General features: G+C 69.2%; 26 protein-coding genes. 15 read left to right on the top strand and 11 right to left on the bottom strand.

Going from position 1 to position 26,455, the window contains the following annotated elements; translation table 11 throughout:
* Window positions 1–171 precede the first annotated feature (171 nt).
* Window positions 172–2,322, top strand: coding sequence for a family 16 glycoside hydrolase (locus ACVCAG_RS09870; protein ID WP_447189754.1), 2,151 nt, complete (start codon window positions 172–174; stop codon window positions 2,320–2,322).
* Here ACVCAG_RS09870 and ACVCAG_RS09865 read toward each other — a convergent pair.
* Window positions 2,319–2,486, bottom strand: coding sequence for a hypothetical protein (locus ACVCAG_RS09865; protein ID WP_447189753.1), 168 nt, complete (start codon window positions 2,484–2,486; stop codon window positions 2,319–2,321). The two genes, ACVCAG_RS09870 and ACVCAG_RS09865, sit on opposite strands and share 4 nt — an antisense overlap.
* Before the next feature lie 210 nt (window positions 2,487–2,696).
* Between ACVCAG_RS09865 and ACVCAG_RS09860 the strand changes: the two genes are divergently transcribed.
* From ACVCAG_RS09860 to ACVCAG_RS09840, 5 genes are all read left to right on the top strand, one after another.
* On the top strand, window positions 2,697–3,194 hold the full coding sequence (locus ACVCAG_RS09860) for a DUF2975 domain-containing protein (protein WP_440085068.1): 498 nt from the start codon (window positions 2,697–2,699) through the stop codon (window positions 3,192–3,194).
* Window positions 3,194–3,424, top strand: coding sequence for a helix-turn-helix domain-containing protein (locus ACVCAG_RS09855; RefSeq protein WP_440085067.1), 231 nt, complete (start codon window positions 3,194–3,196; stop codon window positions 3,422–3,424). The genes ACVCAG_RS09860 and ACVCAG_RS09855 overlap by 1 nt, the downstream gene beginning before the upstream one ends.
* 517 nt (window positions 3,425–3,941) lie before the next feature.
* Complete coding sequence (locus tag ACVCAG_RS09850; RefSeq protein ID WP_440085066.1) at window positions 3,942–4,484, top strand: hypothetical protein; 543 nt, start codon at window positions 3,942–3,944, stop codon at window positions 4,482–4,484.
* Between the two features lie 17 nt (window positions 4,485–4,501).
* On the top strand, window positions 4,502–4,990 hold the full coding sequence (locus tag ACVCAG_RS09845) for a hypothetical protein (protein ID WP_440085065.1): 489 nt from the start codon (window positions 4,502–4,504) through the stop codon (window positions 4,988–4,990).
* Window positions 4,991–5,462: 472 nt separating this feature from the next.
* Complete coding sequence (locus ACVCAG_RS09840; protein WP_440085064.1) at window positions 5,463–7,454, top strand: hypothetical protein; 1,992 nt, start codon at window positions 5,463–5,465, stop codon at window positions 7,452–7,454.
* Between the two features lie 258 nt (window positions 7,455–7,712).
* On the opposite strand, the gene ACVCAG_RS09835 is transcribed toward ACVCAG_RS09840, so the two are convergent.
* The 4 genes from ACVCAG_RS09835 to ACVCAG_RS09820 all read right to left on the bottom strand — a co-directional run bounded on the left by ACVCAG_RS09835 (window position 7,713) and on the right by ACVCAG_RS09820 (window position 13,468).
* The gene (locus ACVCAG_RS09835) at window positions 7,713–7,991 is read right to left on the bottom strand and encodes a hypothetical protein (protein ID WP_440085063.1); all 279 of its coding nucleotides are present in this window, start codon (window positions 7,989–7,991) and stop codon (window positions 7,713–7,715) included.
* Window positions 7,992–8,174: 183 nt separating this feature from the next.
* On the bottom strand, window positions 8,175–9,113 hold the full coding sequence (locus ACVCAG_RS09830) for a MerR family transcriptional regulator (RefSeq protein ID WP_440085062.1): 939 nt from the start codon (window positions 9,111–9,113) through the stop codon (window positions 8,175–8,177).
* 62 nt (window positions 9,114–9,175) lie between these two features.
* Complete coding sequence (locus ACVCAG_RS09825) at window positions 9,176–9,829, bottom strand: LysE family transporter (protein WP_440085061.1); 654 nt, start codon at window positions 9,827–9,829, stop codon at window positions 9,176–9,178.
* Between the two features lie 183 nt (window positions 9,830–10,012).
* Window positions 10,013–13,468, bottom strand: coding sequence for a S8 family serine peptidase (locus ACVCAG_RS09820; protein WP_447189752.1), 3,456 nt, complete (start codon window positions 13,466–13,468; stop codon window positions 10,013–10,015).
* Between the two features lie 173 nt (window positions 13,469–13,641).
* Between ACVCAG_RS09820 and ACVCAG_RS09815 the strand changes: the two genes are divergently transcribed.
* Window positions 13,642–14,610: a helix-turn-helix domain-containing protein gene (locus tag ACVCAG_RS09815; RefSeq protein ID WP_440085059.1), complete on the top strand. Its 969-nt coding sequence runs from the start codon at window positions 13,642–13,644 to the stop codon at window positions 14,608–14,610.
* Between the two features lie 81 nt (window positions 14,611–14,691).
* On the opposite strand, the gene ACVCAG_RS09810 is transcribed toward ACVCAG_RS09815, so the two are convergent.
* From ACVCAG_RS09810 to ACVCAG_RS09800, 3 genes are all read right to left on the bottom strand, one after another.
* Window positions 14,692–15,591 carry an NmrA family NAD(P)-binding protein gene (locus tag ACVCAG_RS09810; protein ID WP_447189751.1) on the bottom strand — a complete coding sequence of 300 codons (900 nt, stop codon included), beginning with the start codon at window positions 15,589–15,591 and terminating at the stop codon, window positions 14,692–14,694.
* Window positions 15,592–15,711: 120 nt separating this feature from the next.
* Complete coding sequence (locus ACVCAG_RS09805; RefSeq protein WP_440085057.1) at window positions 15,712–15,918, bottom strand: DUF397 domain-containing protein; 207 nt, start codon at window positions 15,916–15,918, stop codon at window positions 15,712–15,714.
* Window positions 15,909–16,736, bottom strand: coding sequence for a Scr1 family TA system antitoxin-like transcriptional regulator (locus tag ACVCAG_RS09800; RefSeq protein WP_440085056.1), 828 nt, complete (start codon window positions 16,734–16,736; stop codon window positions 15,909–15,911). Before ACVCAG_RS09800 ends, ACVCAG_RS09805 begins: the two co-directional genes overlap by 10 nt.
* 291 nt (window positions 16,737–17,027) lie before the next feature.
* Here ACVCAG_RS09800 and ACVCAG_RS09795 point away from each other — a divergent pair, with 291 nt between their 5' ends.
* A complete protein-coding gene (locus ACVCAG_RS09795) occupies window positions 17,028–17,186 on the top strand; it encodes a hypothetical protein (protein ID WP_440085055.1) in 159 nt (52 codons plus the stop codon).
* Between the two features lie 42 nt (window positions 17,187–17,228).
* Window positions 17,229–17,705, top strand: coding sequence for a hypothetical protein (locus ACVCAG_RS09790; protein WP_440085054.1), 477 nt, complete (start codon window positions 17,229–17,231; stop codon window positions 17,703–17,705).
* Window positions 17,706–17,718: 13 nt separating this feature from the next.
* Here ACVCAG_RS09790 and ACVCAG_RS09785 read toward each other — a convergent pair whose 3' ends face one another.
* On the bottom strand, window positions 17,719–19,713 hold the full coding sequence (locus ACVCAG_RS09785; RefSeq protein ID WP_440085053.1) for a hypothetical protein: 1,995 nt from the start codon (window positions 19,711–19,713) through the stop codon (window positions 17,719–17,721).
* Between the two features lie 19 nt (window positions 19,714–19,732).
* On the bottom strand, window positions 19,733–20,041 hold the full coding sequence (locus tag ACVCAG_RS09780) for a hypothetical protein (protein ID WP_440085052.1): 309 nt from the start codon (window positions 20,039–20,041) through the stop codon (window positions 19,733–19,735).
* A 210-nt stretch (window positions 20,042–20,251) separates the two neighbouring features.
* On the opposite strand from ACVCAG_RS09780, the gene ACVCAG_RS09775 reads away from it, so the two are divergent.
* The 6 genes from ACVCAG_RS09775 to ACVCAG_RS09750 all read left to right on the top strand — a co-directional run bounded on the left by ACVCAG_RS09775 (window position 20,252) and on the right by ACVCAG_RS09750 (window position 25,553).
* Complete coding sequence (locus tag ACVCAG_RS09775; protein WP_440085051.1) at window positions 20,252–20,548, top strand: hypothetical protein; 297 nt, start codon at window positions 20,252–20,254, stop codon at window positions 20,546–20,548.
* Between the two features lie 191 nt (window positions 20,549–20,739).
* Window positions 20,740–21,198, top strand: coding sequence for a helix-turn-helix domain-containing protein (locus ACVCAG_RS09770; protein WP_440085050.1), 459 nt, complete (start codon window positions 20,740–20,742; stop codon window positions 21,196–21,198).
* 483 nt (window positions 21,199–21,681) lie between these two features.
* Window positions 21,682–22,242 (top strand): hypothetical protein, encoded by a 561-nt coding sequence (locus tag ACVCAG_RS09765; protein ID WP_440085049.1) that lies wholly within the window; start codon window positions 21,682–21,684, stop codon window positions 22,240–22,242.
* Entirely contained in the window at window positions 22,239–22,850 is a 612-nt protein-coding gene (locus tag ACVCAG_RS09760; RefSeq protein WP_447189750.1) for a hypothetical protein, read from the top strand. Before ACVCAG_RS09765 ends, ACVCAG_RS09760 begins: the two co-directional genes overlap by 4 nt.
* 247 nt (window positions 22,851–23,097) lie before the next feature.
* Entirely contained in the window at window positions 23,098–25,131 is a 2,034-nt protein-coding gene (locus tag ACVCAG_RS09755; protein ID WP_447189749.1) for a phosphocholine-specific phospholipase C, read from the top strand.
* Window positions 25,132–25,187: 56 nt separating this feature from the next.
* On the top strand, window positions 25,188–25,553 hold the full coding sequence (locus ACVCAG_RS09750) for an MmcQ/YjbR family DNA-binding protein (RefSeq protein WP_440085046.1): 366 nt from the start codon (window positions 25,188–25,190) through the stop codon (window positions 25,551–25,553).
* 294 nt (window positions 25,554–25,847) lie between these two features.
* Here the strand turns inward: ACVCAG_RS09750 and ACVCAG_RS09745 are convergent, their stop codons facing one another.
* Window positions 25,848–26,300 (bottom strand): hypothetical protein, encoded by a 453-nt coding sequence (locus tag ACVCAG_RS09745; protein ID WP_440085045.1) that lies wholly within the window; start codon window positions 26,298–26,300, stop codon window positions 25,848–25,850.
* Window positions 26,301–26,455 lie beyond the last annotated feature (155 nt).

The raw sequence follows: 26,455 nt of genomic DNA, 5'->3' as shown, positions 1-26,455 counted from the left end.
CGTTGCAAGTCGGACGGGGCGCTGTCAACACTCTTGGCGAAAGAATCTTGAAACGTGCCGGAAATCTGCTCTTGACGATCGTGAAGGCTGCGGATTATCTTCCCGTTACGAATCGGGGGAGCTCATGTTTCTGCAGGTCAAGTATTACTAATACGAATCAGAGGTATCAGTGTGGGGCTCCCCGAAGCCGCAGTCGTCCTGGCGCTCGCCGCCGCCCTGCTCCTGCCCCGGCCCGCCCACGCGGCCGGGACCGTCCACCACGCCGGCGCCGGCACGGCCGGGACCGTCCACGGCGCCGTCGTCGACGTGACCGGGAACGTCCACGGCACCGGCACCGGCGCCGCCGCCGGGACCGCCTACTACGTCGACGCGACCGGCGGCTCCGACGGCGCGGCCGGGACCTCGCCCTCGGCCGCCTGGAAGACGCTCGGCAAGGTCAACGCCCAGACCTTCGGTCCGGGCGACAGCGTCCTGCTCAGGTCCGGCGGTGTCTGGACCGGCCAGTACCTCGACCTGCACGGCTCGGGTGCGGCCGGGGCGCCGATCGTCCTCGGCCAGTACGGCACCGGCGCGAAGCCTCGCATCGACTTCGCCGACACGGCCGTCGACGGAGAGGGCTTCGGGGTGCGGCTGAAGAACGTCTCGCACTGGGAGATCGGCGGGCTCGAGATCACCAGCGGACAGCAGCCCACCGACCGGCGGCGCAGCGGAGTCCTCGTCGTCGGCGAGGGCGCCGGCGCGGGGGACTTCACCCACATCCACGTCAAGAACACCTACATCCACGACGTGTTCGGCACCGACCGGCGGACCGGCGGGATCAACTTCCACGCCCGCGGGACCTCCACCGGGCTTGAGAGCACCTGGACGGACGTGCTCATCGAGGGCAACACCGTCGACAACGTCGCCGACACCGGCATCCAGACCATGACCGACGCGCTGCTCAACACCACGTGGGCGCACGACCTCGACGCCTTCCGCGACCTGGTGATCCGCGGCAACACCGTCACCCGGATCCACCGCGACGGGATCCTCGTCCGGTCCGGGCTGGCCCCGCTCGTCGAGCGCAACACCACCGACCGGATCGGCGAGTCCACCACCTCGACCCTGCCCTACCTCGACGACATCGCGGTCGTCGCCGCGCAGTGGATGTACGCCACGACCGACGCGGTCTTCCAGTTCAACCAGGCCTTCCGCACCCGCAGGCTCGACGGCGACGGCCAGCCCTGGGACTTCGACCAGCGGGTCTACCGCAGCGTCTACCAGTACAACTACAGCCAGGACAACGAGGGCGGCACGCTGCTCGTCATGGACCAGACCGACGACAACGTGTTCCGCTACAACATCTCCCAGAACGACCTGGACCGCAGCGTCGGAGTGTTCCACCTGGTCAGCGGGTCGGGCGACCTGAAGGTCCACAACAACGTCTTCTACCGCTCGGCCGGGCAGACGGGCCAGATGACCGGGACGTCGACCGGCAAGGTGGCCTACACGAACAACATCTTCGTCAACCAGGGGAGCGGGGCCTACAGCATCAGCGGCAACGTCACCTACGACCACAACCTCTACTCGGGCACCAACGCCGCCCAGCCCAACGACCCATACAAGATCATCGCCAGCCCGCGGTTCGTCGCGGCGGGCGGCGCGTCGGGACTGGCCTCCGCGGGCGCCTACAAACTCCAGCCGGGCTCGCCCGGGATCGACAGCGGTGTCGCGGTCTCCTCACCCGGCGCTCAGGACTTCTTCGGAACCGCGCTCTACCAGGGCTCTCCCGACCGGGGCGCGCACGAGTCGGCCGCGGCGCCCGCCACCACCCTGCTGTCGGACGACTTCGGCGACGGCGACGCGGCGGGCTGGACGAGCACCGGCGGTTCGTGGTCGGTCGCGAACGGCGCGTACTCCCAGACCTCCACCGCCGCCGCGGAGAGCCTCTCCGTCACCGGCTCCGCCGGCTGGACCGACTACACCGTCCAGGGACGGGTCCGGCTGGACAACGCGAGCGCCAACGCGGGCCTGGTCCTCCGGTACGCCGACGCCGCCAACTTCTACCTGTTCCGCCTCAACGACGGAACCGACACCGCCGACCTGTACAGGAAGGTCGGCGGTACCCTGACACAGGTCGCCGGCGCCTCCGTCCCGATCACTCCCGGCGTGTTCCGCACGCTCAAGGCGACCGTGTCCGGCTCGACCGTCACCGGCTTCGTCGACGGGAACCAGGTGCTCACCTGGACCGCCCCCGCCACCGAGCTGACGACCGGCAAGGTCGGTCTCCGCATGCACTCGAGCACCGCGACCCTCGACGACCTGCGGGTCACGGCGCCCTAGGACTCCCGGCGAAGCGCGTGCGTGACCATCCGGACGTACGTCGCCGGGAGTTCCCGGGGCGCCGCGGCGATCGGCCGGGCGCGCGGGCAGATGCTCGCCTTGAAACGCCACTGGACGATCGGTCCCAGGGGTTGGTGGTCGTAGGCGGTCGGCGAGCGCAGCACGGGCTGTCCGTTCTGGTCGTCGTGCGGGAAACGGCGGGAACCACCTCTCCGGTGAGATCGCCCGCGCTTTCGGCGACCACCGATCGTCCGCGCGCCCGTACCGGAGTTCCGCGCCCGTACCGGAGTCTCACCTCTCCGATCGGCCTGACAACTTGCCGTGCCTATCGAATATCGATACATTCCCATCGTTAGTCGATTGAAGGGGAGACGATGGGAAAGTTGACAGTGCTCGCGCTGCGCGCCGTGCTCGTGGTGCTGCTCGCCGGCTCGGTGTTCGTACAGGCGGTGATGGTGCCGTTGCTGGCCATCGACATGGAGCAGCTCAACCCGGACTACGCGTACCTGCGCACCCCGTTTCTCGTGATCACGGTCCTGGGTGTCGTGACGGTCCAGGTCGTCCTGGTCTGCGTGTGGCGGCTCGTGACGATGGTGCGACGCGGAACCGTGTTCTCCCACGCCGCCTTCCGGTACGTGCACATCGTGATCGGCGCGCTCGTGGCGGCCGCCCTCGTGGTGTTCGCGTACGCGGTCCTCCTGGCGCCCGGCGAACCCGTCGCCCCGGGGGTGGTCCTCCTGATATGCGGGGTCGTCGTGGCGATCCTGGGGGTCGCGCTCATCGTGCTCGTGCTGCGGATGCTGCTCGCCCAGGCCGTCGCGCGCGACGTCGAGGCGGCGCGGATGCGGGCCGAGCTGGAAGAGGTGATCTGATGCCGATCACCGTCGACATCGACGTGATGCTGGCCAAGCGGAAGATGTCCGTGGGCGAGCTCGCGGACCGCGTCGGTATCACGCCCGCCAACCTGGCGGTGCTCAAGAACGGCCGTGCCAAGGCGGTGCGCTTCACGACGCTCGCCGCGCTCTGCGAGGTGCTGGAGTGCCAGCCGGGCGACCTGCTGCGCTGGGAGGTCAGGGAGGACGGTGACGCGGCGGACGGGTGACGCCGGCCGTCGGCGACGGTGGTCATGACCGGTGCGTCGTCACCGCTTCGGGCGAGACCTGTTCGAAGACGGACCCTGATAAAGGCTCTGACCTGTGTCGACAGGTCAGAGCCTCTTGCGTTTCCGGGAACGGTGTCGGGTGGCTCCGGGCCCGGGCGCCGGGTCCGCGGTGCCTCGCCGAGCCGGCCGGCGGGCGGCGCGTGCCGTCGGTGGTCGTTCCCCGCTCGATTCCTCCTGCCAGGCCGAGGGCGCCGCTGAGCCCGGCGAGGAGGAGCGGCGGGCTCGCGATGGAACGACCGGTGGAACCGGATGGAACACCTTAGGGGTGTCCGGCTCGTCAGCCCTTCTCCCGAGGGGAGATCGGCGCGTTCCACGGGCGCCGAGGTGATCCGGGCCGAGACGCGAGCCGGGGAACACCTCGCAGGCTGCCCGGTCCGGGGCCTTCGCCGGCCTCTCTCCGCACGGAGAGCGGGCCGTACGGCAGGTGATCCACACAAGACCATCGAAAGGAACACAAGTGAGTGAGCACATTCCCACCGCACGCCAGATGGCGGGCGGCACCGCGTACGAACCCCGCAGGCCGGGGACGCTGCTGGCCGCGACCCTGGCCACCGCGGTGGCCGCGGCGTCCATGCTGTCGTCGGCGGCGGTCTCCCTGATCGCGGGCAGAAGCCTGCTGCGGAGCTACGTGCACGACGAACTCGGCGTCGAGGTCGGCTCGGATGCCGTGGGCTCCGTCGTGGACGCCGCGGTGGAGGCCGCCTTCGGCTCCCTCCAGGCTCGGGCGTACGTCTGGCTCTTCTTCGCGGTGATCTTCGTCCTGCTCCTGCTGCCCGTCCGCGACGGCAGGACGTGGGCCCGGGTCGCGCTGAGCGTCCTCACCCCCGTCGCCGTCCTTCTCGGACTGCGGGACCTCACGGACATGGTGTCCCCGATCACCGGATTCCTGGCCGCCCTGGCCACCCTGGGCGCGCTGCTGGCCGTCGTGGCGTGCTGGCTTCCCGCGACCAACCGCTACGTCAGGACGCGCAAGCAGTCGCGTCGGTCCCAGCCCCGATGAACAACGGAGGAACGATGATGTCCGCAGTCAAGAGAGTCGCCCGCCTGGCCGCCGCGCTGGGCGCCGCCACGGCGCTGACCGTGGGTCTCGCGGCCGCGCCCGCCCAGGCCGCCGACGTACCCGGCGCCCTGACCGCCCGGCTGACGATCACCAAGGAGGCGGCCGGCTGCAGGGTCCTCACCTTCGGCAAGGTCGGCATGACGCAGGCCCAGGCGCAGTACCTGGTCGACAACGGCGCGACGGCTCAGGTCGAGATCTGGGGCGAGGACGCCGTCTACGACAACCGGCTGTACAAGGCGGGCAACGCGCAGTTGAGCGCGGGATCGGATCGGAACGGGGGAGGGCTGATCATCATCTCCGCCCCCACGATCCGGTGCTCTCTCCTCGACGAGGACGATTCCTCGCTGGAGGGAGCCGGTGACGAGATCTACGCCAAGGTCGTCTTCAACGCCCCCGGATACTCCCGCATGACGAAGAGGACGAACACGGTGCACGGCCGTTACTGATCCCGGATCCCGGGCCGGGGGCGCGGGGCCACCCTCTGGTGAGCGGCCGGAAGGCCACGGGGGCGGGGCCGGTGGTGGCCGCCCCGCGGGCCCGGGCGGCCGGAGCCCGTGAGGCGGTCGCGGCGGGGCGTCGCCGAGACCGCGAAACCGGGCCGGGGGTGGGTGCCACGGGGGGTCGGACCCCGGTGAGGTCATGCGGCGGGTACGGCGATTCGCACGCAAGGATGTTGCAAGACGAGTGCAACCGCCCGGCGGCAGCCTGATCGCACACCGATCCGAGGAGTCCCGACATGCCCGCCGCTGTGGAGATCGCCACGGACGCCGTCGACCGTGCGGCCCCCGCCTCGCCCGCCGGCCCGGCGGGGCATGCGTCCTGCCTCACCGAGAGCTGACGCCCGTCGTGGATCGCCGGCCACCGGTCCTGGTCCATGACCCGGCCCACGACAAAACGGACAGGGGGTGGCGAGGCCCCGTGTCCCGCCGGTCCCGTACCGGCGGCTGCCTGCCGTACCACGGGATGACGCCGGCGCCGGCGGAGGGCGACAGCGGGTCGCTGCTTCTCGCCGGGGCACACGCCCGGTGCGTCGAGGGTGACCTGAGGTCCAGCCGGGAGTGCTTCGACGCGGCGTACCGCGCGGCCGAGAGCGAGGGCGACGGTCAGGCGATGGCCCTCGCGGCGTTGGGACTGTCCGGCCTGTGGGTGCACGAACACCGTGGTGTCATGGCCGCCGCGTCGATCGAGGCGCGTCTGCGGCACGCGTTGTCGGTGGTGGACCCGCGGTCGTTACCGGCGCTTCGGCTCAGGGTACGGCTGGCCGCCGAGGCCGACTACCGGTCGGGCGGGCACACCGCCGTCCTCGCCGCGCTGGAGGAGGCCAGGCGGACGGGCGATCCGACGGCGTGGACCGAGGCGGTCAGCCTGGCCCACCACTGCCTGCTGGGTCCCGGTCAGAGCGAGATGCGGCACGAGCTCGCCCGGGAACTGATCGCCGCGGGCTTCCGGACCTCGTGCCGTGGCGATCTGCTGATGGGATTGCTGTGGCGCACCGTCGACCACGTTCTCGACGCGGACCCGCACGCGGAACGCCACCTGGCGGAACTGCGCGGCCTGCTGGCCCAGCAGGACCACCTGGCGATCGGGTTCGTGGTGCGCGCGATCGATGTGATGCTCGGCATCCGCGCGGGGCGGCTGGAACAGGCCGAGGCCGAGGCGGCCGCCTGCGCCGAACGGGGAAGGCGGGCCGGCGACGCGGACGCCGCCGGCTGGTACGGCGCGCAGATGGTGGCCATCCGCTGGTACCAGGGCCGCATCGCCGAGCTGGTTCCGATGCTGGCCGAGGAGGTGAACTCGCCGACGCTCAGCGCCGTGGACAACTCCTACCTGGCCGCGCTGGCGGTCGCCGCGGCCAACGCCGGAGACCACCGGCAGGCGGCCGGCGCGCTGGCGCGGCTGCGGGGCGGCGATCTGGCCCTGCTGCCCCGATCCAGCAGCTGGCTGGTGACCATGCACGGCGTCGTGGAGGCCGCGCACCTGCTGGGGGACACCGAGGCCTCGGCGGCGGCCTACGAGCTGCTCGGCCCGTTCGCCAGGCTTCCGATGGTGGCCAGTCTCGGCGTCGCGTGCTTCGGCTCCGCCCGGCACGCGCTGGGCGTGGCCGCGCTGACCATGGGCGACGCCCAGCGGGCGGCCGAGCATCTGCAGATGGCCGTACGGGGCAATCTGGCCATGGGGCACTGGCCGGCGGCGGTCCTGTCGCGCGTGCGGTGGGCGCAGGCGCTGGTGCTCCGGGCCGGGACCGGGGACGCCGCCGAGGCGGGCCGGCAACTGGAGGTCGCCACGAGCGAGGCGGCCGAGCTGGGCATGGTCCTGCCCGGTGGAAGGGGACCGCACGCCGCCGTCACCGCCGCCACCGCCGCCGGGCACGGCGGGCGGCGACCCCTCATGGAGTGCCGGCGCGAAGGCCGCCGGTGGAGGATCGGGCTGGGCTCGCGAAGCGCGCACGTCGAGCACAGCCTGGGGATGGCCTACCTCGCGATCCTGCTCGCCAACCCCCGATACGAGATTCCGGCCATCGAGCTGGCCGCGGGCCCGGTACCGCGCGACGGGGCGGCCGTGGACGCCGGCACCGCCCAGCCGGCCCTGGACGAGGAGGCCATCAGGGCCTACCGCAAGCGGCTGTCACTGTTGCAGGAGGAGATCGACGGATACGAGTCGGCCAACGACGTCGTCCGGGCCGAGCGGCTGCGGGACGAGCGCGACTGGCTGATCGACGAGCTGGCGTCCGCGACCGGTCTGGCCGGACGGACCCGGAACTTCACCGGCAACGAGGAACGCGCCCGCGTCTCGGTCGGCAAGGCCCTCCGGCGCGCCGTCAACCGCATCGCCGCCGCCGACCCGGTCCTCGGCGAGGAACTGCGCATGACACTGCGAACCGGACGGCTCTGCTGCTACCAGCCGGCATAGCCTCTGCGGGCACCGGCCGGTACGGTTCTGCGGGACGCCCGGCCGGGAGTGCGTCAGCCGTCGTCCCCATCCTCGACCAGCGAGGTGGTGAAGCATTCCGGGGACCGAGAATTCAAGGGCTACGCTCCCGGCGCGAATCCCGTGCCACTCTGATCAGGCATAGGAGCCGAAGGGAATTCCGGCCGGCCGCGGGAATGGCTGGAATGACATGGCGACCAGAACGGCGAAGCTGCGCGTCGTTCGGTGAGGAGCCCGGGGTCAGAGATCGCCGAGATCGCCGAGCGGTTTCGTCCAGTAATCCCGATCGCGGGACTCGTCCCCGAAGCGGGCGAGCGCGTCGGGGGCGGAATGGCCGGGGCCGATGACGATGTGCATGATCTCGTTGAAGGTCTTGAACGCGTCGTCGTCACCTGCCCGCATCTCCATGTGGTTCATGAGCCGATACCAGTGCTTCTGCTCGTGCTCGATCAGGGGCAGGAGCTGTTCGCGGCTGAGGGTGCGGGCTTCCTCGACGGTGAGCCGTTTGAAGCGTGCCATGCATTGATTGTTCCATCCGGAAATCTGGCATTCGCGGTCTCGCCCGTCTTCGTTCCGTCCCTGTCCGGTTCGCGTCTCATGTTCCGCCGACACAGCGGCGTCTCACGCAGCCTGCCGTCCGAACGCGACCCTGCGAGGCCGTGTGAGGCGAACCGGTCCGGTGACGCCGTCGTGAGCAGCTCGCTACGCCGGTGTCCGGACGCGCAGGGCCTGGATGAACCAGTCGAGCACCGGCGTCAGGCTTTCCGGGGCCGGCCAGCCGTTGATCACCGCGAGCAGCCGGAGGTACGACTCCCTGCGGGGGTCGTTCGCGCTCTCCAGCCGGACCAGCAACCGGCGCCTGAGGCCGGCGTCGTCGGGGAGGCCGACGACGTGCGCGTACCGTGCCGTGACCGCCGCGACGACCGGATCGCTCAGGGGCGAGGCCGGGGCGATACCGGCCGCCAGGGCGGGGCCCGCCTGGTCGCGGACCAGCGCGACGGGATCGCGGCGCGGGCCGGCGGCGTCGTCCCGGGCGCGCTCGGCCGCGTGCTGCTCGGCCAGGCGCCGCATGACACCGCGAAACCCCGGGTCCCGGGACAGCTCGGCCAGTTCCACCCAGGCCTCGACCTGCGCGGGTTCGGGGTCGTCGGGCAGTTCGGGGGTCATCGTGCGCCTGATCCCCGCGAATCCGGGGTCGGCGTCCAGGCCGCCAAAGGCGGCGTCGAGGAAGTCGCCGATCAGGCGCCGGCGTTCGTCCTCGGAGAGCTTTGCCAGTTTGTGCATGAGATCCATCTCCTCGGGGGTGGACCCGCGCCTGGTCACCGCCGTCAGCACCGCGCGCCGCAGGCGCAGCGTCCGGATCTGCACCGCCAGCGCCTCGGCGTGCGCCGCGGCCACCTCGGGAAGCGAGATCTCCCGGTCCACGACCCTGCGGATCGTGGGAAGGTCCACTCCCAGGTCGCGCAGCGTCCGTACGAGGTCCAGGCGTGCGACGGCGTCGATGCCGTAGAGGCGGTGACCGGCCGGGCTGCGGCCGGTCGGCGGCACGATCCCGCGGTCGGAGTAGAACCGAACGGTCTTGACCGTCAGCCCGGTCCGCCGGGCCAGGTCACCGATCGAGTAGAGCGTGTCGCCGTCCATGCCCCCACCCTGGCGCCTCCCTCCAGGGGAGGTGCAAGCAGGAGGTACGAGCCCGCGCGGCGTCAGCGGGTCGCGGCGGCCATACGCAGGCCCAGGACGATGAGAACGGTGCCGCTGACGGCCTCCAGCCGGCGACGGATCACGGGCCTGCGGAACCACGCGCCCGCGCGCCCCACCACCGCCGCCAGGGTGAGGTACAGGGCGATCTCGACGGCCACCTGCAGGAGCGCGAGGAGCGCGGTGGTGGAGAACAGCGGCCGGTCGGCCGGTACGAACTGGGGGTAGAAAGCGATCATGAAGGCCGCGGCCTTCGGGTTGGCGAGCATCACGAGGGCGCCCTCGCCGAAGGCTCTCCACCAGCCGCCCCGCCTCGGGCCGGGCGGCGTGTCTTCGGCGGACTCCCGCGCGGGCCCGGCCGCCCGGATCCGCCACGCGGTACGCCACGCCTTCAGCCCGAGGTAGAGCAGGAAGCCCGCACCGACCACGCGGAGAACGACGAAGGCCACTTCCGAAGCGGCCACCAGGGCGGCCAGGCCGGCGGCGGCGAACAGCGCCCAGGCGTACAGACCGGCCTCCAGGCCCAGCACCGTCGGCACCGCTCCCCGGAAACCGTGCAGCGCGGCACGGCGCAGGATCAACGCCATCGCGGGACCCGGTGACGCCGAGATCAGCACGACGGCGACGACGAAGGCGGGCAGGGACGCGACGAGATCCATGAGCCGATCATGCTCGTGGCCGTCGCTCCCGCTCAACCCCTTTTCCGGCGGGAGAATCCTCTTTCCGGCGGGAGAATCCTCGCCCCCGGCCGGTCGCGGGCTGGTGCGCCGCGACCGGCCGGGGGCGAGGTCACATGGCGGAGCGGTGTCACCCGCGTCCGGTCAGGGGCGGTTCACGGTCCGTCAGTGGCCCGCCACCACGAACCGGCCGGTGAGCGGGCCCAGTTCCACGGTGTACGTACCCGCGTCGCTCCGGCGCGCGTCGAACGAGAGCCGCACAGCCCTGTCGGCGCGGACCTGCACGGTCTGCCGCCGTTCGACCTCGCCGTCGACCCGCAGGACGGCGTCGTACCCGCCCGCCCTCTCTCCCACGTTCTTCACCCACGCGGTGATCCGCACCGGGCGGCCGGGGCGGGTGTGGTCCGGGCTGACGTCGAGGCCGGCCAGGGCGAAGCGCGGCTCGGGTCCCGGAGTCCGGTCGTGGACGAAGATGTCGGACTTCCGGTTGGTGTCGTCACCGACGAGGTTGGCGGAGTTGCTCTCGAAGGCGACGTACCGCCCGTCCCCGCTGATCGACGGTATGCCGGCCGAGCCGTCACCCTCGACGTCCTTGGGACCCGCGGAGACCCGCGTGGTGGTGCCCGCCTTGAGGTCGCGCACGTACACGTCCGTCCGCCCGTTGGTGTCACCGCCGGCGAGGTTGGTGGCGTAGGTGTAGAACGCCACGGTCTGCCCGTCGTCACTCAGTGACGGGGCGAAGGACCAGTCGTTGGCCATGCTCCCGTCGGACGCCGCCGACGCGAGCCTCCTCGTGCCGGTCTGCCGGTCGTGGACGTAGATCTGGTACCCCTCGAGCCCGCCGCTCGCGGTGAAGACCACCATCCGCCCGTCGGCACTGATCGACGGGCTGCTCGCCTCCCTCGCGTCCGGCGCGGGGATCAGCTCGGTCTTCCCGGTCTGCCGGTCGCGGACGAAGACGTCGCCGTGCCCGTTGATGTCTCCCGGCACGAGGTCGGTGGCCTGGCTCTCGAAGGCGACGAAGCGGCCGTCGGCGCTGATCGACTGCTCGCGCGAGTTCCCGTCACCCGTGGCGCCGCCGGTCCCGACCGAGACGGCCTCGGTCTTCCCGGTGCTCCGGTCGCGGACGAAGACGTCGGTCCGGCCGTTGACGTCCCCGGGCACGAGGTTGGTGGCGTCGCTGTTGAAGACGGCGAACCGGCCGTCGGCGCTGAACGAGGGGGACGAGGACAGCCCGTCGCTCTGGCCGCCGTCGGAGGCCACCGAGACCCGCTCGGTCTTCCCCGTCTCCCGGTCGTGCGCGAAGGCGTCGGTCTGCCCGTTGGTGTCCCCGGCCACGAGGTTGGTGGCCCCGCTGCCGAACCCGACGAGGCGCCCGTCCGCGCCGATGGTGGGACTCAGCGAGAAGCCGTCGCTCTGGGCGCCGTCGGAGGCCACCGAGACCCGCTCGACCGCCCGGGTACGCAGATCGGTCACGAAGATGTCGAGGTCGTTGTTGGTGTCGTCGGCGACGAAGCCGGACCCCGGGCTGGCGAACGTCACCACCTCGCCGTCGGCGCTCATCTTCGGCCACCACGCCTCGCCGTTGCCCTGGCGGCCGTCCGAGGTCACCGAGACGCGCTCGGTGGCCAGGGGCCGGGGGAGGGCGAAGTCGGCCCGCGCGGGCTTCGTCCCGCGTACGGTGACCTTCGCGGGCTCCGACCTCGACACGTCGGGAGCCGCCGCGGCGACCTGGTGGTCGCCCTCGGGCACGTCGTCGATCGTGTACCGGCCGTTGAGGTCCGTCGTCGCCACGAGGCTGTCGGGCACGCCGAGCACCGTGACCTTCGCGCCCGGCACCGTCGAGCCGGTCGGGCCGTAGCTCACCTGCCCCGAGATCCTCCCCCAGCGGGTCCGGTCAAGCGCGACGCGGACGTCGGAGAAGCGGTTCGCCGTGACGCTGACCCTGGCCGTCTCCTGCCGGTAGCCGAACCTGGACAGCGTCAGGTCGTACGACCCGGCGGCCAGCCGCACCTCGAACCGTCCGCGCTCGTCGGTCTCGACGGTCCGGCCGGTGTCCGTCCGGGTGACCGTCACGCCGGCGAGCGGCTCGCGCGTCCTCTCGTCGGTGACGACGCCCCGGACGCCGCTCGCGAGAGCCGCCTCCGCGACGGCGGCGTACGCGTCGATCCGTCCCGCGCCGAAGCGCGGGTTCGGGCGCTCGCCGTAGCGCTCGTCGAAGAAGGACGTACCGGCCAGGATGCCCAGCGCCTCGTCGACGCCGAGGTCACGGCGGGCCTCGACCATCAGCGCGACCGTGCCCGAGACGTGCGGGGTCGCCATCGAGGTGCCGCTCAGCGATCCGTACTCGCCGCCCGGCAGGGCCGAGAGCACGTCCACGCCGGGTGCCGAGACGTCGGGGACGACGTACGACTCGGGCCACTCGGCGGGCGCGTCGATCCAGTCGGTCCTGCGGACCACCCCGCCGCAGGAGAACTCCGGTACGTCGTCACCCGCGTCGGTGGCGCCGACGGACACGGCCTCGTAGACGTTGCCGGGACTGCCCGACCCTCCTTCGAGGCACTCGTTGCCGATGGCGAAGGACGGGAAGGCGCCGGCCAGGTAGATGTTCCTGGCCGGTTCGATCATCTCGTCGGAGTAGCCCTCCGCGCCCAGCGACATGCTGACGACGTCGGCGGGCTTCCCCGCGGGGGTGCCGTCGGCGGCGTACGGCGCGATCGCCCACTGCATGCCGGCGATCACCTGGGCGAGCGTTCCGTTGCCGCCGGGAATGACCAGGCCCGCCATCAGCTCGGCGCCGGGCGCGACACCGATCTGCGTGCCCGACGCGTTCCCGCCGGCGATCGTGCCCGCCACGTGCGTGCCGTGGTAGCTGCTGTCGTGGGGTGAGGAGGGCACCGGCTTCCCGTCCGGGCCGAACTCGATCCAGCCTCCCGGGTAGGACGGGTCCGAGGCGTTGTCGGTGACGAGCTTGCCGGTGAGGTCGGGGTGGGCGATGTCGACACCGGTGTCGAGGACCGCCACGCGCACGCCGTCACCGGTGAGCCCGCGCTCCTTTCGCACCCGGTCGGCGCCGATCTTCTCGATGCCCCAGGCCGATTCCCCTTCCTTGGCTTTCGCGGCGCTGCGCGGCGCGGGCGGGGCCTTGAGCTCGAAGTTGGGGATGATCCGGTCCACCAGGGCGAGCGCGGCCAGCGCCTCCAGGGTGGCGGGTTTAGCCCGGACGAGGACCATGTTCTTGATCCAGAACGTGTTGAGCACCTGGTCCCCGTGGGACTCGACCAGCCGGACGACGGGGGCCTGCACGGCATCGGCCGTCTCGGCCAGGGCCTTCCGCGCCTCGCCCGGCGAGGGGGCCGTCGACCGGAGGCCGGAGGCCGCGCCGAGCACGACGACGGCCTCGACGCGGTCGTCGGCACGCGCGCCGGCGGTCCTCGTCCGGTCGATCAGCTCAGGGGCGATCTTTCCTCGCCGGCCCGGCTCCGCGGGGGGCTTCTCAGCCGTGGCCGGGCTCGCTGCCGTGGCCGGGCTCGACGGCAGGACCGCGGCGAGTGATCCCAGGACGAGGAGTGCGGCGAGTGACAGGCGTTGCCCGCGAGATCGTAGGGCGGACAGCGACATGGGGGACTCCTTCGTTCAGGTGCGCGCTGTGGTGCCCCTGAACGCTGGCATCAGCTGTCATCCCCTGACAAGCTGGGTCAGAGGCGAGTTCCTGTCAGGTGACGTAAACACGACAGGCGAAGTGGCGGGCTGCTCCCGGTGCCGGAGCTCACCGTACAGGCAAGGAGAGTGTGATGCTTGAGGCGATCGGGTTGAGCCGGCAGGACGAGGCGGTGTACGACGCACTCGTCCGCAGAACGCAGGCGACGGTCTCCGAACTCGTCCATGACTGTCATCTCCCGGTGTCAGCCGCGAGGCGGACGTTGCGCTCGCTCGTCGACCTCGGCCTGGCCACCCGTTCCACGGGGCGCCCCGTTCGCTATGTCGTCGTCTCACCGGACAGCGGGCTGGAGGCCGTGCTGCGCGAGCGCGAGGCCGGGCTGCGCGACGTCCGCCTGCACATCGGGACGCTGGTCAAGATGTACCGCGCGGGCACCCGGTTCGCCCATCCGGGCGACCTGATCGAGATCGTCTCGGGACGCGACGAGGTCAACCACCACTGGGTGCAGATGCAGCAGAACACCCGGACCCAGATGCGGGGGTTCGACCGCCCGCCCTACGCCGCCCCGCAGGCGCACACGGAGCCGAACCACGTGGAACTCGCCCTGCTGAAGCGGGGGGTGAAGTACCGGGTCATCTACGACAGGAGCGCGCTCGCGCTTCCCGGCTGGCTGGACGACGTCACGGCCGGGATGCGGCACGGGGAACAGGCCAGGATCGCCGCGGACCTGCCGATGAAACTGGCCATCTCCGACGACCGGCTCGCCATCATCCCGCTGCTCCGGCCGGTGGACGACATGATCGCGGCGTCCTACGTGATTCACCCCTCCCCGCTCCTGGACGCGCTGGTGGCCCTCTTCGAGACGACGTGGACACGCAGCGTCCCGGTCCAGCTGAACTCACCCGACGCGGAGGTGCTGTCCGAGGAGGAGGCGAGACTGCTGACCCTGCTGGCGTCGGGGGCGACCGACAAGGCCGCCAGCCGGGCCCTGGGATGGAGCGAGCGCACCGTGCAGCGGCACGTCACCAAGCTGATGCAGCGCGTCGGGGCGCAGACCCGGTTCCAGGTCGCGATGGAGGCCACCCGGCGCGGCTGGATCTAGAACCTGCTCGAAGTGGCTCACCGACACTCGAAGTGGCTCACCGACACGACCCACTCCGGCACGGAGGCCCAGATTCAGGCCCTACGCCTTCGGGAACTCCGGGGCTTTCAGAGCCGCCGGGGCTTTCGCGGCCTCCGGGGCCTCCGGGGCTTTCGCGACCTCCGCGCCGAAGTGGGCGGCGTGCTCGGCGGCCCACTCCGCGAACGAACGCGGCTCGCGACCGGTGATCTCACGCACCGCGGGCGAGACGGAGGCGGACTCGGGAGGCGGGTCGCGCTGCCAGGAGACGAGAAGCTCGATGAGCTCCTCACCGTGTCCCGCCTGCCGCCAGCGCCGGCGCGCCTGCTCCTCGGTGAGCTCGACGAGGCGAAGCGGACGGCCTGTCGCCTCCGCGATCGCGGCCAGGCGCTGACGCCGGCTGAGCGGCTGAGGCCCCGTGAGCACATATGTCCTCCCCGCGTGGCCGCCGCGCACGAGCACCGCCGCCGAAACGGCGCCGACGTCCGCCTCGTCCACGACCCCGCCCGGAACGTCGGCGAACGGCTCACGCACCTCGCCCTCCGCCCTGATGGCCGACGCCCAGGCCAGCGTGTTGCCCATGAAGTCGACCGGCTGCAGCCTGGTCCACTCGACGCCACTCGCCGCGAAGGCCTCCTCCACCGGACCCACCTGACCGTTCCACAGCAGCGCGACCCGCCGCACTCCGGCCCTCTCCGCCAGCCTGGCCAACTCCGGTCCGGTCCGCAGCGTGGCGTAGTCGTCGCCGCCCACGGTCAGCAGGTGCACGCCCTCGACGCCGTCGAAGGCCGGCCCCAGCGTGCCGGGATCGGTGAGATCGCCCCGCACCACCTCCACGGACTCCGGCAGGCCGGCCCCGGCCGGATCCCTGGTGAGCGCACGCACCCTTTGACCCGCGCGGAGCAGGTGGCCGACCACGTGCCGACCGACCTTGCCCGTCGCTCCGGTCACCAGAAACGTCATTGGCTTACCTCTCTGTGGACGAGAGGCCGACGTTATGTCCCATCCCGCTCCTGCCGCATCGGACCATGGACCTAGGACCGGCCTGGAGGCGTGTCGGTCGACGGTCGAAGGGATGAAAGGTCAGGTCAGAGTGTCGAACTCGCCGGTCTTGACGCCACCGATGAACGACTTCCACTCGGCGGGGGCGAAGAGCAGCTTGGGGCCACCGGGGTTCTTACTGTCGCGAACGGCGACCACCCCGGACAGATTGGAGGCCACCTCGACACACTGGCCGCCGCTGTCTCCGGAACGAGACGACTTCCGCCACACGGCGCCGCTCAGGTCCATCCCCGCCTCGCCTTCTCGATCATTTTGAGGGATACATGCTCAGGATAGGCCCAGAGTCGTATCGCCTCATAACGCTTCCAAATCGATGTCACGGAATCAAGATCTGTCATGATCTGTCCTTCCGCCGAAGATTCCGCATGAAGGGCACCTGGTTGTCCGTCTGGAAGTTCGGCGATCGTGAAAGCGCCCATCAGACCCGTGAGGCACTCCGGGCTGACAATCTGGATGGAAACGGTTGGCCTCTGAGTGATTTCCAGCAGGTGGCCGAGTTGTTCGTGCATCACCTCGATTCCACCGACCTTGCGGCGCAGAACACCTGCGTCGACGAGTACAAGGAGGAGAGGGGGATTTTCCCGGCTGAGAATCCACTGCCGGTGCATGCGAGCTCTAACTCGTTCTTCCACCTCATCGAGGGTGATCTGAGGAGCCTGAGCGAACAGGTGACGGGCGTAGGACTCCGTTTGGAGAAGACCGGGGATGAGGAGGGGGTCCCAGGAGCGCAGGACGAGGGCGGTCGGCTCGATCTCCTCGACCCAGCTCTGGAACCAGATCGGGCCACCGGGTTGGGCCAGGATGCGCTGACGGAGGCGAGTGAAGGCGCTGCCGTCAGCGGTCCCGAAGAGCTGGTCCAGCTTTTCCGCGTCGGACTTCGATGGTGTGCGGCTGGCGCTCTCCAGGCGGCTGACCTGAGTCTGGGTGCAGCCGAGCCGCCTGGCCACGGCGGACTGCGAGAGCTGGGCTGCCTCCCGCAGCCGACGCATCTCGGCGCCGAACCGCACGCGAGGAGATCCAGGATCGAGAGACGGCACCTCATCCATTGCATTTCCTCCCGAATTAGAAAAAACGGACTTGATGGTCGGCCGGTGATATCAAATCCAGTCCAGGTAAACCAACGGCTGTCATCATCCGCTCTAGCCTGGATTGCCGATCTAGTAGTCGGTTGACTACCGATAAGGCATTCTAGGCACAGGAATCCTCCTCATGAAAGTGCTGATAAGAAAGCGGTAAACCAATTTCCTGGCCGGAGGTGAATCGGGCCGGATATGAATGATATAGCCCTCTTTTGGCCTCCCGTCGCGAGCGTCGAAAAGCATTCGAAAGGCGAAACCATGACGACGATCGAGCCGCCGGCCGAGCGGATCACGGCTTCAACCCGCGAGGACATGCTCCTGCCCTGGCTGACGACAGCGGTCGGCGTGACCTGGCAACTTCCCTTGGCCAACGAACGAGTATGGAAAGGGTGTGGCGAACGCGTGCCGAGTGGGTAAAGATTGATACGTCCTGGCGTCCACTACCCCCGGAGGTCCCAAATGCGCTCCACCCGGTTACTTGCCGTCGGTCTGGTGCTGGTGATAGTGGCCTCAGGATGTGCTTCCGATCCTTCCCTGAAGGACGCGGTGGCGGAGCTACAGAAAGACACGCGGCGCCTGGAAACCGACGATGTCTTCAAGAATCCGCTGAACAAGCTTCGTATCCTACAGCGTCCAGACAAGGATATTCCTTGCGACAAGGACAAGTTCAAACGAGTGCTGCGGGCCACTGCTGATGATGAACGTAATGCCCGAGATGTGGACAGTCATCTGGACCAGGCCGAAGGAATAATGGCTGGCACCCTCGTCAATGAACTTGGTTATAAGCTGAAAAACCCCTTTAGTGAGGTGGATGCCGAGGAAGGAAGATTCATCCACGCGTCAAAAAAGGGTGTAGGAATCATAGCTGCGGTGTATGTGGCTCCGGAGTCTCCCACATGGCGGCTACATGCGGAAACTCTCTGTCTGCCTCGGTGAGAAAAGAATTAATCTATTCCCATATGCGTATTTGCTCTCGGGCGGTTTCGTTGACTTGAACTCTGGATGAGTTCTCAAGTTTGAGATCGAGATCCTTGTTGCTATCCATCCACCGCTCATAGGCGATTAGCTTCTTACTGAGTGCTTGTTCCCATTTCGTATCGCTGCCATTGGTCTCGTGTTTGGCTTCGACAACGAACTCGTCATAGGTCTTGAGGCTGCCGGTAGTTTTGCTTATTAGCTCTGCGGGGGGCTCACTTGCTGGATAGTCAGCGCTATGGAGAAGATGCGCCATATCGTATTTCAGGCGCAGAGCGAATTCTGCCCGAGCTCCGGTCGCCTGCTCTACCTGTGTTTCAATTCGGTCGGCTGCGCCATCGAGTAAGTTGCTGACACCGTGTGCCTTGAATAATTCCCACCCTGCCACGACACCCCTACTCGCGGGGGAAATTCCGTCGATCCCGAAGGAGACGGTGTTCTTGACGACATTAAGGACCATTTCGTTGATGGCGTCCTGCTCTCCGCGCACGTCCAGCGTCGCTTTGAATTCCAGACCGCCCAGGTCTCCCAACATGGTCGAAGCGAGTTCGAAGTCACCGTTGTTTGTCTGCGCGTCCGAACGAGCCGCTGCCATCAACGTGTCATGACGGAACTGGGCTGCCGTCGCGTCGAAGTCGTCAGTGAGCTGTTTGTCTCCGACAAAGGTCTTCAGGAAGCGAAAGGTGTCGCCCGGACTGAGGTAGAACGCCGGGGTCACGGGAGGAAGATGGATCCAGTTCTCTGGAACTCCCATGCCGGAGTCGCGGTAGACGGCTTTGTCGAAGCGGGCACCCGAGGCCAGTTCGTGGATGTAGGACTTCGCGATCACGCTCATGGAATCCCAGCCGACCTTGGGCAGGTCGCTGCCCAAGGAGCCCGCGACCTTTATCGCGTCCAGGGCGAAGGCGGCGGCCTCCGGGCTGTGCCGGCCGGCCTTTTCGGTCTTGGCCTCGGTGCCCGCCTCCATCGCCCGGCCGAAGGCGTCGGCCACCTCGTCCCCGGTGCCCGCCGTCTTGGCGCGGTCGAGGAACAGCTTCATCTTGTCGACCTGGCTGAGCTTGACGTCGGCCCCGCCCATCTTGGCGAAGGTGTCCCGTACCGCCGCGCCGTCTCCGTCGAGCACCTCCAGCCCCATGGCGACCAGGTCTTCGGGCAGGCCGTACTCCTTCGTCTCGGTGGGTCCGCCGGCCCGCCAGTCCTGCTTGGGCTTCTTCGCGAACTCGTCCAGAACCAGTGCGCGGGCCGCCGCGCTGCGGACGGAGGAGGGGGCGTTGGCGCCGCTGAGCAGTGCGAGCCGGTTCCACGCGGCGACCTTGCTTCCGGCCGGTTTGACCAGGTCGTCTCTGACCTTGGCGAAGGCCGGGACGAGGGTGGGGGCGTTCAAAGCCGCGCCGAGGGCCTTGCTGAAGACGGCCAGGTCCTTCTTGGCGGTCTTGCTGCCGGTGACCGCGATGAGATTGGGCAGCGCGTCGCGGACCTTGGGGGAGAGCAGGGCGAAGAAGGCGGCGGCGGCCTGGGGGTTGTCGGCGAGTTTGGCGACGTCGTCGATGTGCTCGTGGATGAGCTTGGCCTGCAGGTCGCTGTGGAAGTTCACCAGGATGTCCTCGCCGTACATCCTGGCCAGGCCCTGGGCGAGGTCGAAGTCCTTCAGCTCGTCGGGGAGCCGGACGAGCCCCTGCCCGCCCGCCGCCATCGAGGCCGCGCCCCCCGCCCCGCCCAGCTCGGGGGCGCCGTCGCCCAGGGCGTTGATCAGGTCGATCCGGCCGTGGAGCATGGAGACCTGCCTCCCGCCCCAGTCCGCGATGTCGGTGATCTCCCGGAGCGCGGGGGTGTCGACCCCGTGCTGGCGGAGCTTGCCCTCGAACTCCCGGCTGAAAGCGGTCAACCGGTCCGCGGCGCCGCGCAGGGAGGTGGCGAGCTGCCCCATCTGTTCGGGGTCGATGCCGCAGAACTCGGAGGTGGGTGCCATGGAACGTTCCCCTTCACGGTCACGTGCGTCCGGCCATCTCCCGGCGCATGGCGTTCGCCTCGGCCTCGGTCACCAGCGGAGGAGAGCGGCGCAGTTCCTCCTCGACCGCGTCCACCACGCGCTGGGCAAGCGTTCCCAGCCGTTGGTGCCGGTCTTCCAGCTCGGTGGTCCAGGTGGCGGCCGTCGGCCCCGTCCACACCTGTCCCGACCGCATCGCCGAGGAGGCGCGCTGGTATGCCTGCCGCACCTCATCGGCCCTGTATTCGGCTTCGGCGAGCAATTGCCTCAGCCTTTCGTGCCGGGGACTGGGCACCATCCGCTCGGCCACGCCACCCCCGTCCTTTTCATGACCCCGTGATGAAGGAGAAAGTCGCATACCAGAGTAGGTATTGATCGTCTAAGTCGGCAAGTCCCGTACCCGCTCGGCATCGCGCTTCCGCCGGTGAAGCGATGACCCCGCGAGCGGACGGAACTGGTATTTCGGTCATTCCCTCTCATGCCGGAGCGGCTACTCCACCCAACACCGTCGGAGTAACGCATGACGCTGTTCGAAAAGCACATAGACACGATAGAAATCGCCGTCAAGACCGCGTACCGGGTGTATTTCGTCGCTGGTTTCGTGCTGTTTCTCGCCGGTCACGTGACCATCCTCATGGCCATCGTGATCGGCATCATCTGGCTGTCCCGCGTCGCCCTGTACGAGATCCGGCGGACCCGGGCGCGCTGGGACCGCGAGAGCGCCGAGGAATCGGAACTACGCCGTGAGCAACGGCGCGAGCACCGCGAACGAGAGCTGCGCCTCCAGATCCGGCGCCTCCAGCAACCAGACCGCTGACCACACCCTGCTGCCTCGATCATCCATGCCGACAAGGCCCATCGCGTTCCCGCCACTGCGGCGGTGAGAGCGGACGGGACGGTCTCGCGGCCGAACAGCGGGTTCCGCTGCGAGGCCGCCGACACCTCGGCCACCTCTGTTACATCTATTTCGTTTGTTTCGGATAATGCGATGAGGAGAGGGAGGTGGACATGACCGGCATCCACGTCCAGCACTCGATCGAGCCAGGAGCGATAGACGTTCAGGTCGCGGTACGTGCCGTCAGACGGATCAAGGACCATCTCGTGCGGTGTCCCGGCAAGGAGGTCATCCCGGTCACCGGCGAACTCGGTGACGAAGACGCCCTGATCCTCCCGCGCGAGGCGGTGAGCCTGCTCGCCTGCATTTTGACCCAGGCCGCGGAGAGGCGTGGTGTCTCGGTCATTCCTTCCCGTGCCGAACTGACCACCCAGCAGGCGGCGGACATGCTGAACGTGTCCCGCCCCTACCTGATCGGATTGCTGGAGTCCGGGGCGATCCCCTACCGGATGGTGAAAAAGCACCGTCGCATCACCGCTGAAGATCTCATGGACTACAAGCGGCGCGATGATCTTAAGCGGCGGACCGCCGCCGACGATCTCGCCGTGCTCGGCCAAGAACTGGGGCTTTGACCGTGGCCTTCGTCGCGGTCTACGACGCCAACGTCCTCTACGGCAACACGCTTTGAGACCTGCTCATCCGCATCGCCCAGGCAGGCATGGTGCAGGCGAGATGGACGAACGAGATCCTGAACGAGACGCTCGCAAACCTCGCGGCCGACCGTCCCGACATCCCGGCGGACAGGCTGTCACGACTGCGCGATCTCATGAACGCCGCTGTGCGGGACTGTCTGGTCGAGGGATACGAGCCCCTGGTGGAAGGTCTGAAACTTCCCCATCCAGATGACCGGCACGTGCTCGCAGCCGCGATCAAGGTGGGTGCGCGGGTCATCGTCACATCCAACCTCAAGGACTTCCCTGCGGAGGAACTGGCCGTATGGAACCTGGAAGCCAAATCACCGGATGACTTCGTGCTCGACCAGATCGACGCATTCGGTGGCCGTCGGCTTCGCCAGCGGCCACCTCGCCCATCCGATCCCCCGCAATCGGAGCATCGTGACGAGTCGCAACAAATTAGACCAGTGGTCGTATTTCGAGGAGCGAGGCCTGGCGGAGAGGTTCGAGTGCTCGTGGGTCGAGGCGCCCGACTACCGCACGGTGGTCGCCGCGCTGCGGGCGGAGGAGGAGACACTCGCCTGCGACCTGGACCAGGCGCGGCGATGGTATCGCACCTACTCGGAAGAGGACCTCGTCTGGGTGGCCGAGCAGAGCCCCGGCTGGGTCAAGATATTCGCCGTGTCCGGACTATCCCCGTGGCGCGCCCTCGATTCGCTCCCGCAGCCGGGGGGGCGGGCCTACCATCTGTCCTACTACGCGGGCGAAATCACCGAACCGATCTATTTCAACGGGGACGAGTGGGAGGACACCATCCCCGCAGATCACTGGGACCTTCCCAGACAGGAGGGAGCAGATCTCGTCGGCTCCCCTGTCATCGCCCAGGAGATGAACTTCTACCTCGCCGCGATGGCGTACACGACCGGCCGGTTCATCGACGACACCTGGTTCACCACGCCGGGACTGCTCTGCCGCATCCCGAAAGGGACCTGGCCCCGGTGACTGACCAGTGGAGGTACCTGCTCGGCGCGGGACTGGGCCGCGGATTCACCGGCACCTGGGTCGAGTCGGGCGACGCCGAGGCGGTGGCCGCCCTGCTCGGCGCCGATCTCACCTCCCGCCAGGACTGCGACCTCGCGAGCGCCATGGCCCACTACCGGCCGATGGCCTTCACCGAACGCATCTGGACCGGCCCCCACGCCGACGGCTGGACCCACGCCCTCACCATCAGCGGCCCACCCCCGGTCACCACCGGCCTGACGGAAGCGGGCCTGCGTTTCCTTCAGATCCGCACCTTGGACGCCCTTGTCTACGACCTCCTCTACGGCGATGGCGTCACGACCGCCTGGGCGACTCAACGCTGGTACGGCGAGGTCATCGCCGACCCCGGCTCCGTGGTCGAACCGTACCTCCGGGAAGCCGGGCCGCCCGCGAACATCCCGGAGACCGTGCACTCCGGATCCTGGGTCACCGAACCCGAGGACCACGGACGGGTCTGCCTGGAGACCTATCTTTTCCTCGCCGGGCGCATGAGCGGCCGCTTCATCGACAGCGAATGGCTGGCCGAGAAGAGGGCCCTTTACACGATCCCGTTGTCAACGGTGATGTAGCGGAGCACGTCGCCTCGGAAGTGCTCCGCCCGTCGATCACGTTCTGAGCCTGGGCGGGCAGGGCGAAGGCCGGCGGCTCGGTTTCCGTGCTGCACGCGAAGGTCGTCGCCGCGGACGAGAATGTGCGGCAGGGTGACGGTCCGCTGCGTCCTGTCGGGGGCTACGAGGCCGGATCCCGGGTGTGGGAAGGACCGGCCCGGGTTGTTAGGTTGAGGCTTGCCCGAAATGCCGTTAAAGGGATGCGTCAATGTCGGCAAGGTCCGCACTTCCCCCTTCTCTCGTGCGCCTGCTGGCGCGGCCCGCACCGCCCGGAACCCTCTCCGACCTCAAGCACGTCGTCTTCGTCATGCAGGAGAACCGGTCGTTCGACCACTACTTCGGCCGGATGCGCGGGGTGCGCGGCTACGGGGACCGCAACGCGGTGTCCACCCGTGCCCTCCGTCCGGTCTTCGAACAGGACGGGATCCTGCCCTTTTCGGTACGGGAGGCCGCCGGGCGCGCGGGAGCCGACCCGATGCTGCTCGACACCCACGACCACAGCTGGCTCGGCACCCAGAACGCCTGGGCGATGGGCTGGAACGACGCCTGGGTGCCCAACAAGGGCCCGTCCACCATGGCGTACTACGACCGCGAGGACCTCCCGTTCCACTACGGGCTGGCGGACGCGTTCACGATCTGCGACGCGTACCACTGCTCGGTGCTGAGCTCCACGACGCCGAACCGCAACTACCACGTCTCCGGCCACACGGGTCACGAGCCCGGTACCGAACAGAGGGCCGTCGACAACGGTGCCTGCGAGGAGGACGGGCACCCCGGCTACTCCTGGACCACGGTGCCCGAGCTGCTGACCCGGGCCGGGCACTCCTGGCAGGTCTACCAGGAGTGGGACAACTACCAGTGCAACAACCTGGAGTTCTTCGCCGCGTTCAAGGCGGTCATGGCGAAACTGGGGCAGAGCAGCATGCACTCCTTCTACGAGAAGGTGCGCGCGTCCGAGGACCCCGCGCCGATGCTCGCCGAGCTGGAGGAGAGGGTGGCTCGCCTCGACCCGGCCGACCGGCTGCTCTACGACCGGGCGCTGCGCCGCACCCGGACGGGCGGGCTGGGGGACTGGTTCGCCGCCGACGTGGCGGCCGGACGCCTCCCCGCGGTCTCGTACGTCGTGACCTCGCTCGCCGACTCCGAGCACCCCGAGGGATCCTCGGCCGTGGAGAGCGGGAAGGTCGTCTACCGGATCCTCGACGCGCTGGCCTCGAGTCCGGAGGTGTGGGCGAGTACCGCGGTCTTCGTCACCTACGACGAGAACGACGGCTTCTTCGACCACGTCCCCCCGCCCGTCCCGCCGGACGGAACCCCGGGGGAGTTCGTCGGCGGGCGGCCCATCGGGCTGGGCATGCGCGTTCCGATGATCGTCGTGTCGCCGTGGAGCGTGGGGGGCCACGTCTGTTCCCAGACGTTCGACCACAGCTCGACGGTCCGGTTCCTGGAGACCTGGCTCGGCATCAGGGCCCCCGACATCAGCGACTGGCGGCGGACCGTCGCCGGGGATCTCACCTCCGCCTTCGACTTCGCCCGCCCGGAGGCGTGGCCCACGCCGGAAACACCAGAAAAACCGGAAACCTCGGGAGCGCTGGAAGTGCCGAAAACGCCGGCGGTACCGGCAGCCGCCCAGGGAGTCCCGACCGGCCGCTGGTACCCCGACGCCCCCGCCGAGCAGCGGATGCCCGGCGGGGAACCGGGCGTCAGGCCCGCCCGCGCGCTGCCGTACCGGCCCGACGCCTCGGCGCGGACCAGCGGTCGCGCCGTCGAGATCGCGATGAGCAACACCGGTACGGAGAGCGCGCACCTGGCGCTGTACGGCTACATGGGGGAGCTCGTCCGGCCGCTGCACTTCGACGTGCTCGGCCACGCCCGCGAGGTGGTCTACTTCCCGTGTCCCACGTACGCCCTCGTCCTCACCGGGCCGAACGGCTTCCGCAGGGAGTTCCGGGGCGGGACGGACGACCCGGTGGAGACGTCCAGCGTGATCGACGCGGCCACGCGGACGATCGAGATCGTCGTCGTCAACACCGGTGACGAACCGGCCGACGTGACGATCTCCCCCCTGGCCTACGGCGGGGCGGCGCGCACGCTGCGGCTCGCGGCCGGGGAGACCGCGCGGGTGCCGTGGCGGGCCGCGACCGGATGGTACGACCTGTGGATCACCGTCGCAGGGGACACCGGCTTCGCCCGCCGCCTGATGGGACACATCGAGAACGGCGAGCCGGGCGTCACGGGCTGACGGCCGCCGGTGGCGACAGGGGATAAATGTCGGTGCGCTCTGGTAGACCGTGGGCCATGGGTGTGAGCGTGGATGAATTCCTGGACATGGTGAAGCAACTGCCCGAGACCAAGCAGGGCGACGGCGGCGAGTGGGTCTCGCTGAAGGTGCGGGGCAAGGGCTTCGGCTACCTGTGGGAGAAGACGGAGACCGTGGGGCTCAAGTCGACGATCGACGAGCAGCTCGCGCTGGTGGCGGAGCGGCCGGAGGTGTTCGAGATCCAGTTCACCGCGGGCCGGTTCGGCTGGGTCGTGGTGCACCTCGCGAAGATCGACGCGGATGAGCTGTTCGAGCTGGTCACCGAGGCGTGGTGCCTGACGGCTCCCAAACAGCTCGTCGACGCTCACGAAGCCGCCGCGCCCGTGCACACGTACGAGCGCTGACCCCGTACACGCACGAGGGGCGCGGGGCATTCCACGGCCTGGACGTACGAGCCGGGGATTCCGCGATGATCGGTTTCGTTTCGCGTCGGGCGCACGCGGGCGAGCTCGCCGGGCACGGGGCGACGAGCGGCCCGCCCCCGAACGCTCGGTGGGTCGGGCCGCCCGTCGCGGGACGGTCTTTCATGAGCCTGGCCGAGCCTGCCTCACGAGGAGGTGAGCGTGCGGCTCGCGGTCACGGCGGCCTTTCTGCCTCCTGGCCGCCGGTGACCGCGTCAGCCGCCCGCCGGCCGCCTGTCAGTTGTCGATCCCGCGGCCGGTGCCCCGGCCGCTGTCGCTGATGCCGCCGCCGATACCGGCGCCCCTGCCGGTGCCGACGCGCTCGCGCCTACGCTCGCTCATGCCCTCGCGGCGACGTTCGCCCCTGTACTCGCTCATGCCCTCGCGCCGACGTTCGCCCCTGTACTCGCTCATGCCCTCGCGGCGACGTTCGCCCCTGTACTCGCGCCGGTCCTCACGTCCGCGCTCGCGCCGGTAGTCCCGCCCGCTCTCGCGCCGGTACTCGCGCCGGGCGCGACACCTGTCGGGGTTCTTGTGCTCGCGGCAGGGCTTCAGGACGGAGGTGGCGCTGGCCGGGGTGGTCACGGCCACGGTGCCCGCGGTGGCGGACGAGGCCGGCATCGCCATGGGGACGATGAGAGCGGAGGCCATCATGGCTCCGGCTGCGAGGGCGTTCCTGATCATGGTCATGGCAGATCACTCCACGTCGAATCGGTGTCGAATCGGTCGAGCCCTGGGCGATGCCCGGGCTGGCGGAGCGCCGTGCCGCGTCAAGGAGGACGCCGACACGATGCGTAACCTACTCTCACGGTAAGTGGGGGAGCCGCGGGAGTCTGCTAGCGGAA

Source organism: Streptosporangium sp. G12 (assembly GCF_052983175.1).
This window is presented reverse-complemented; position numbering and strand designations above follow the sequence as displayed.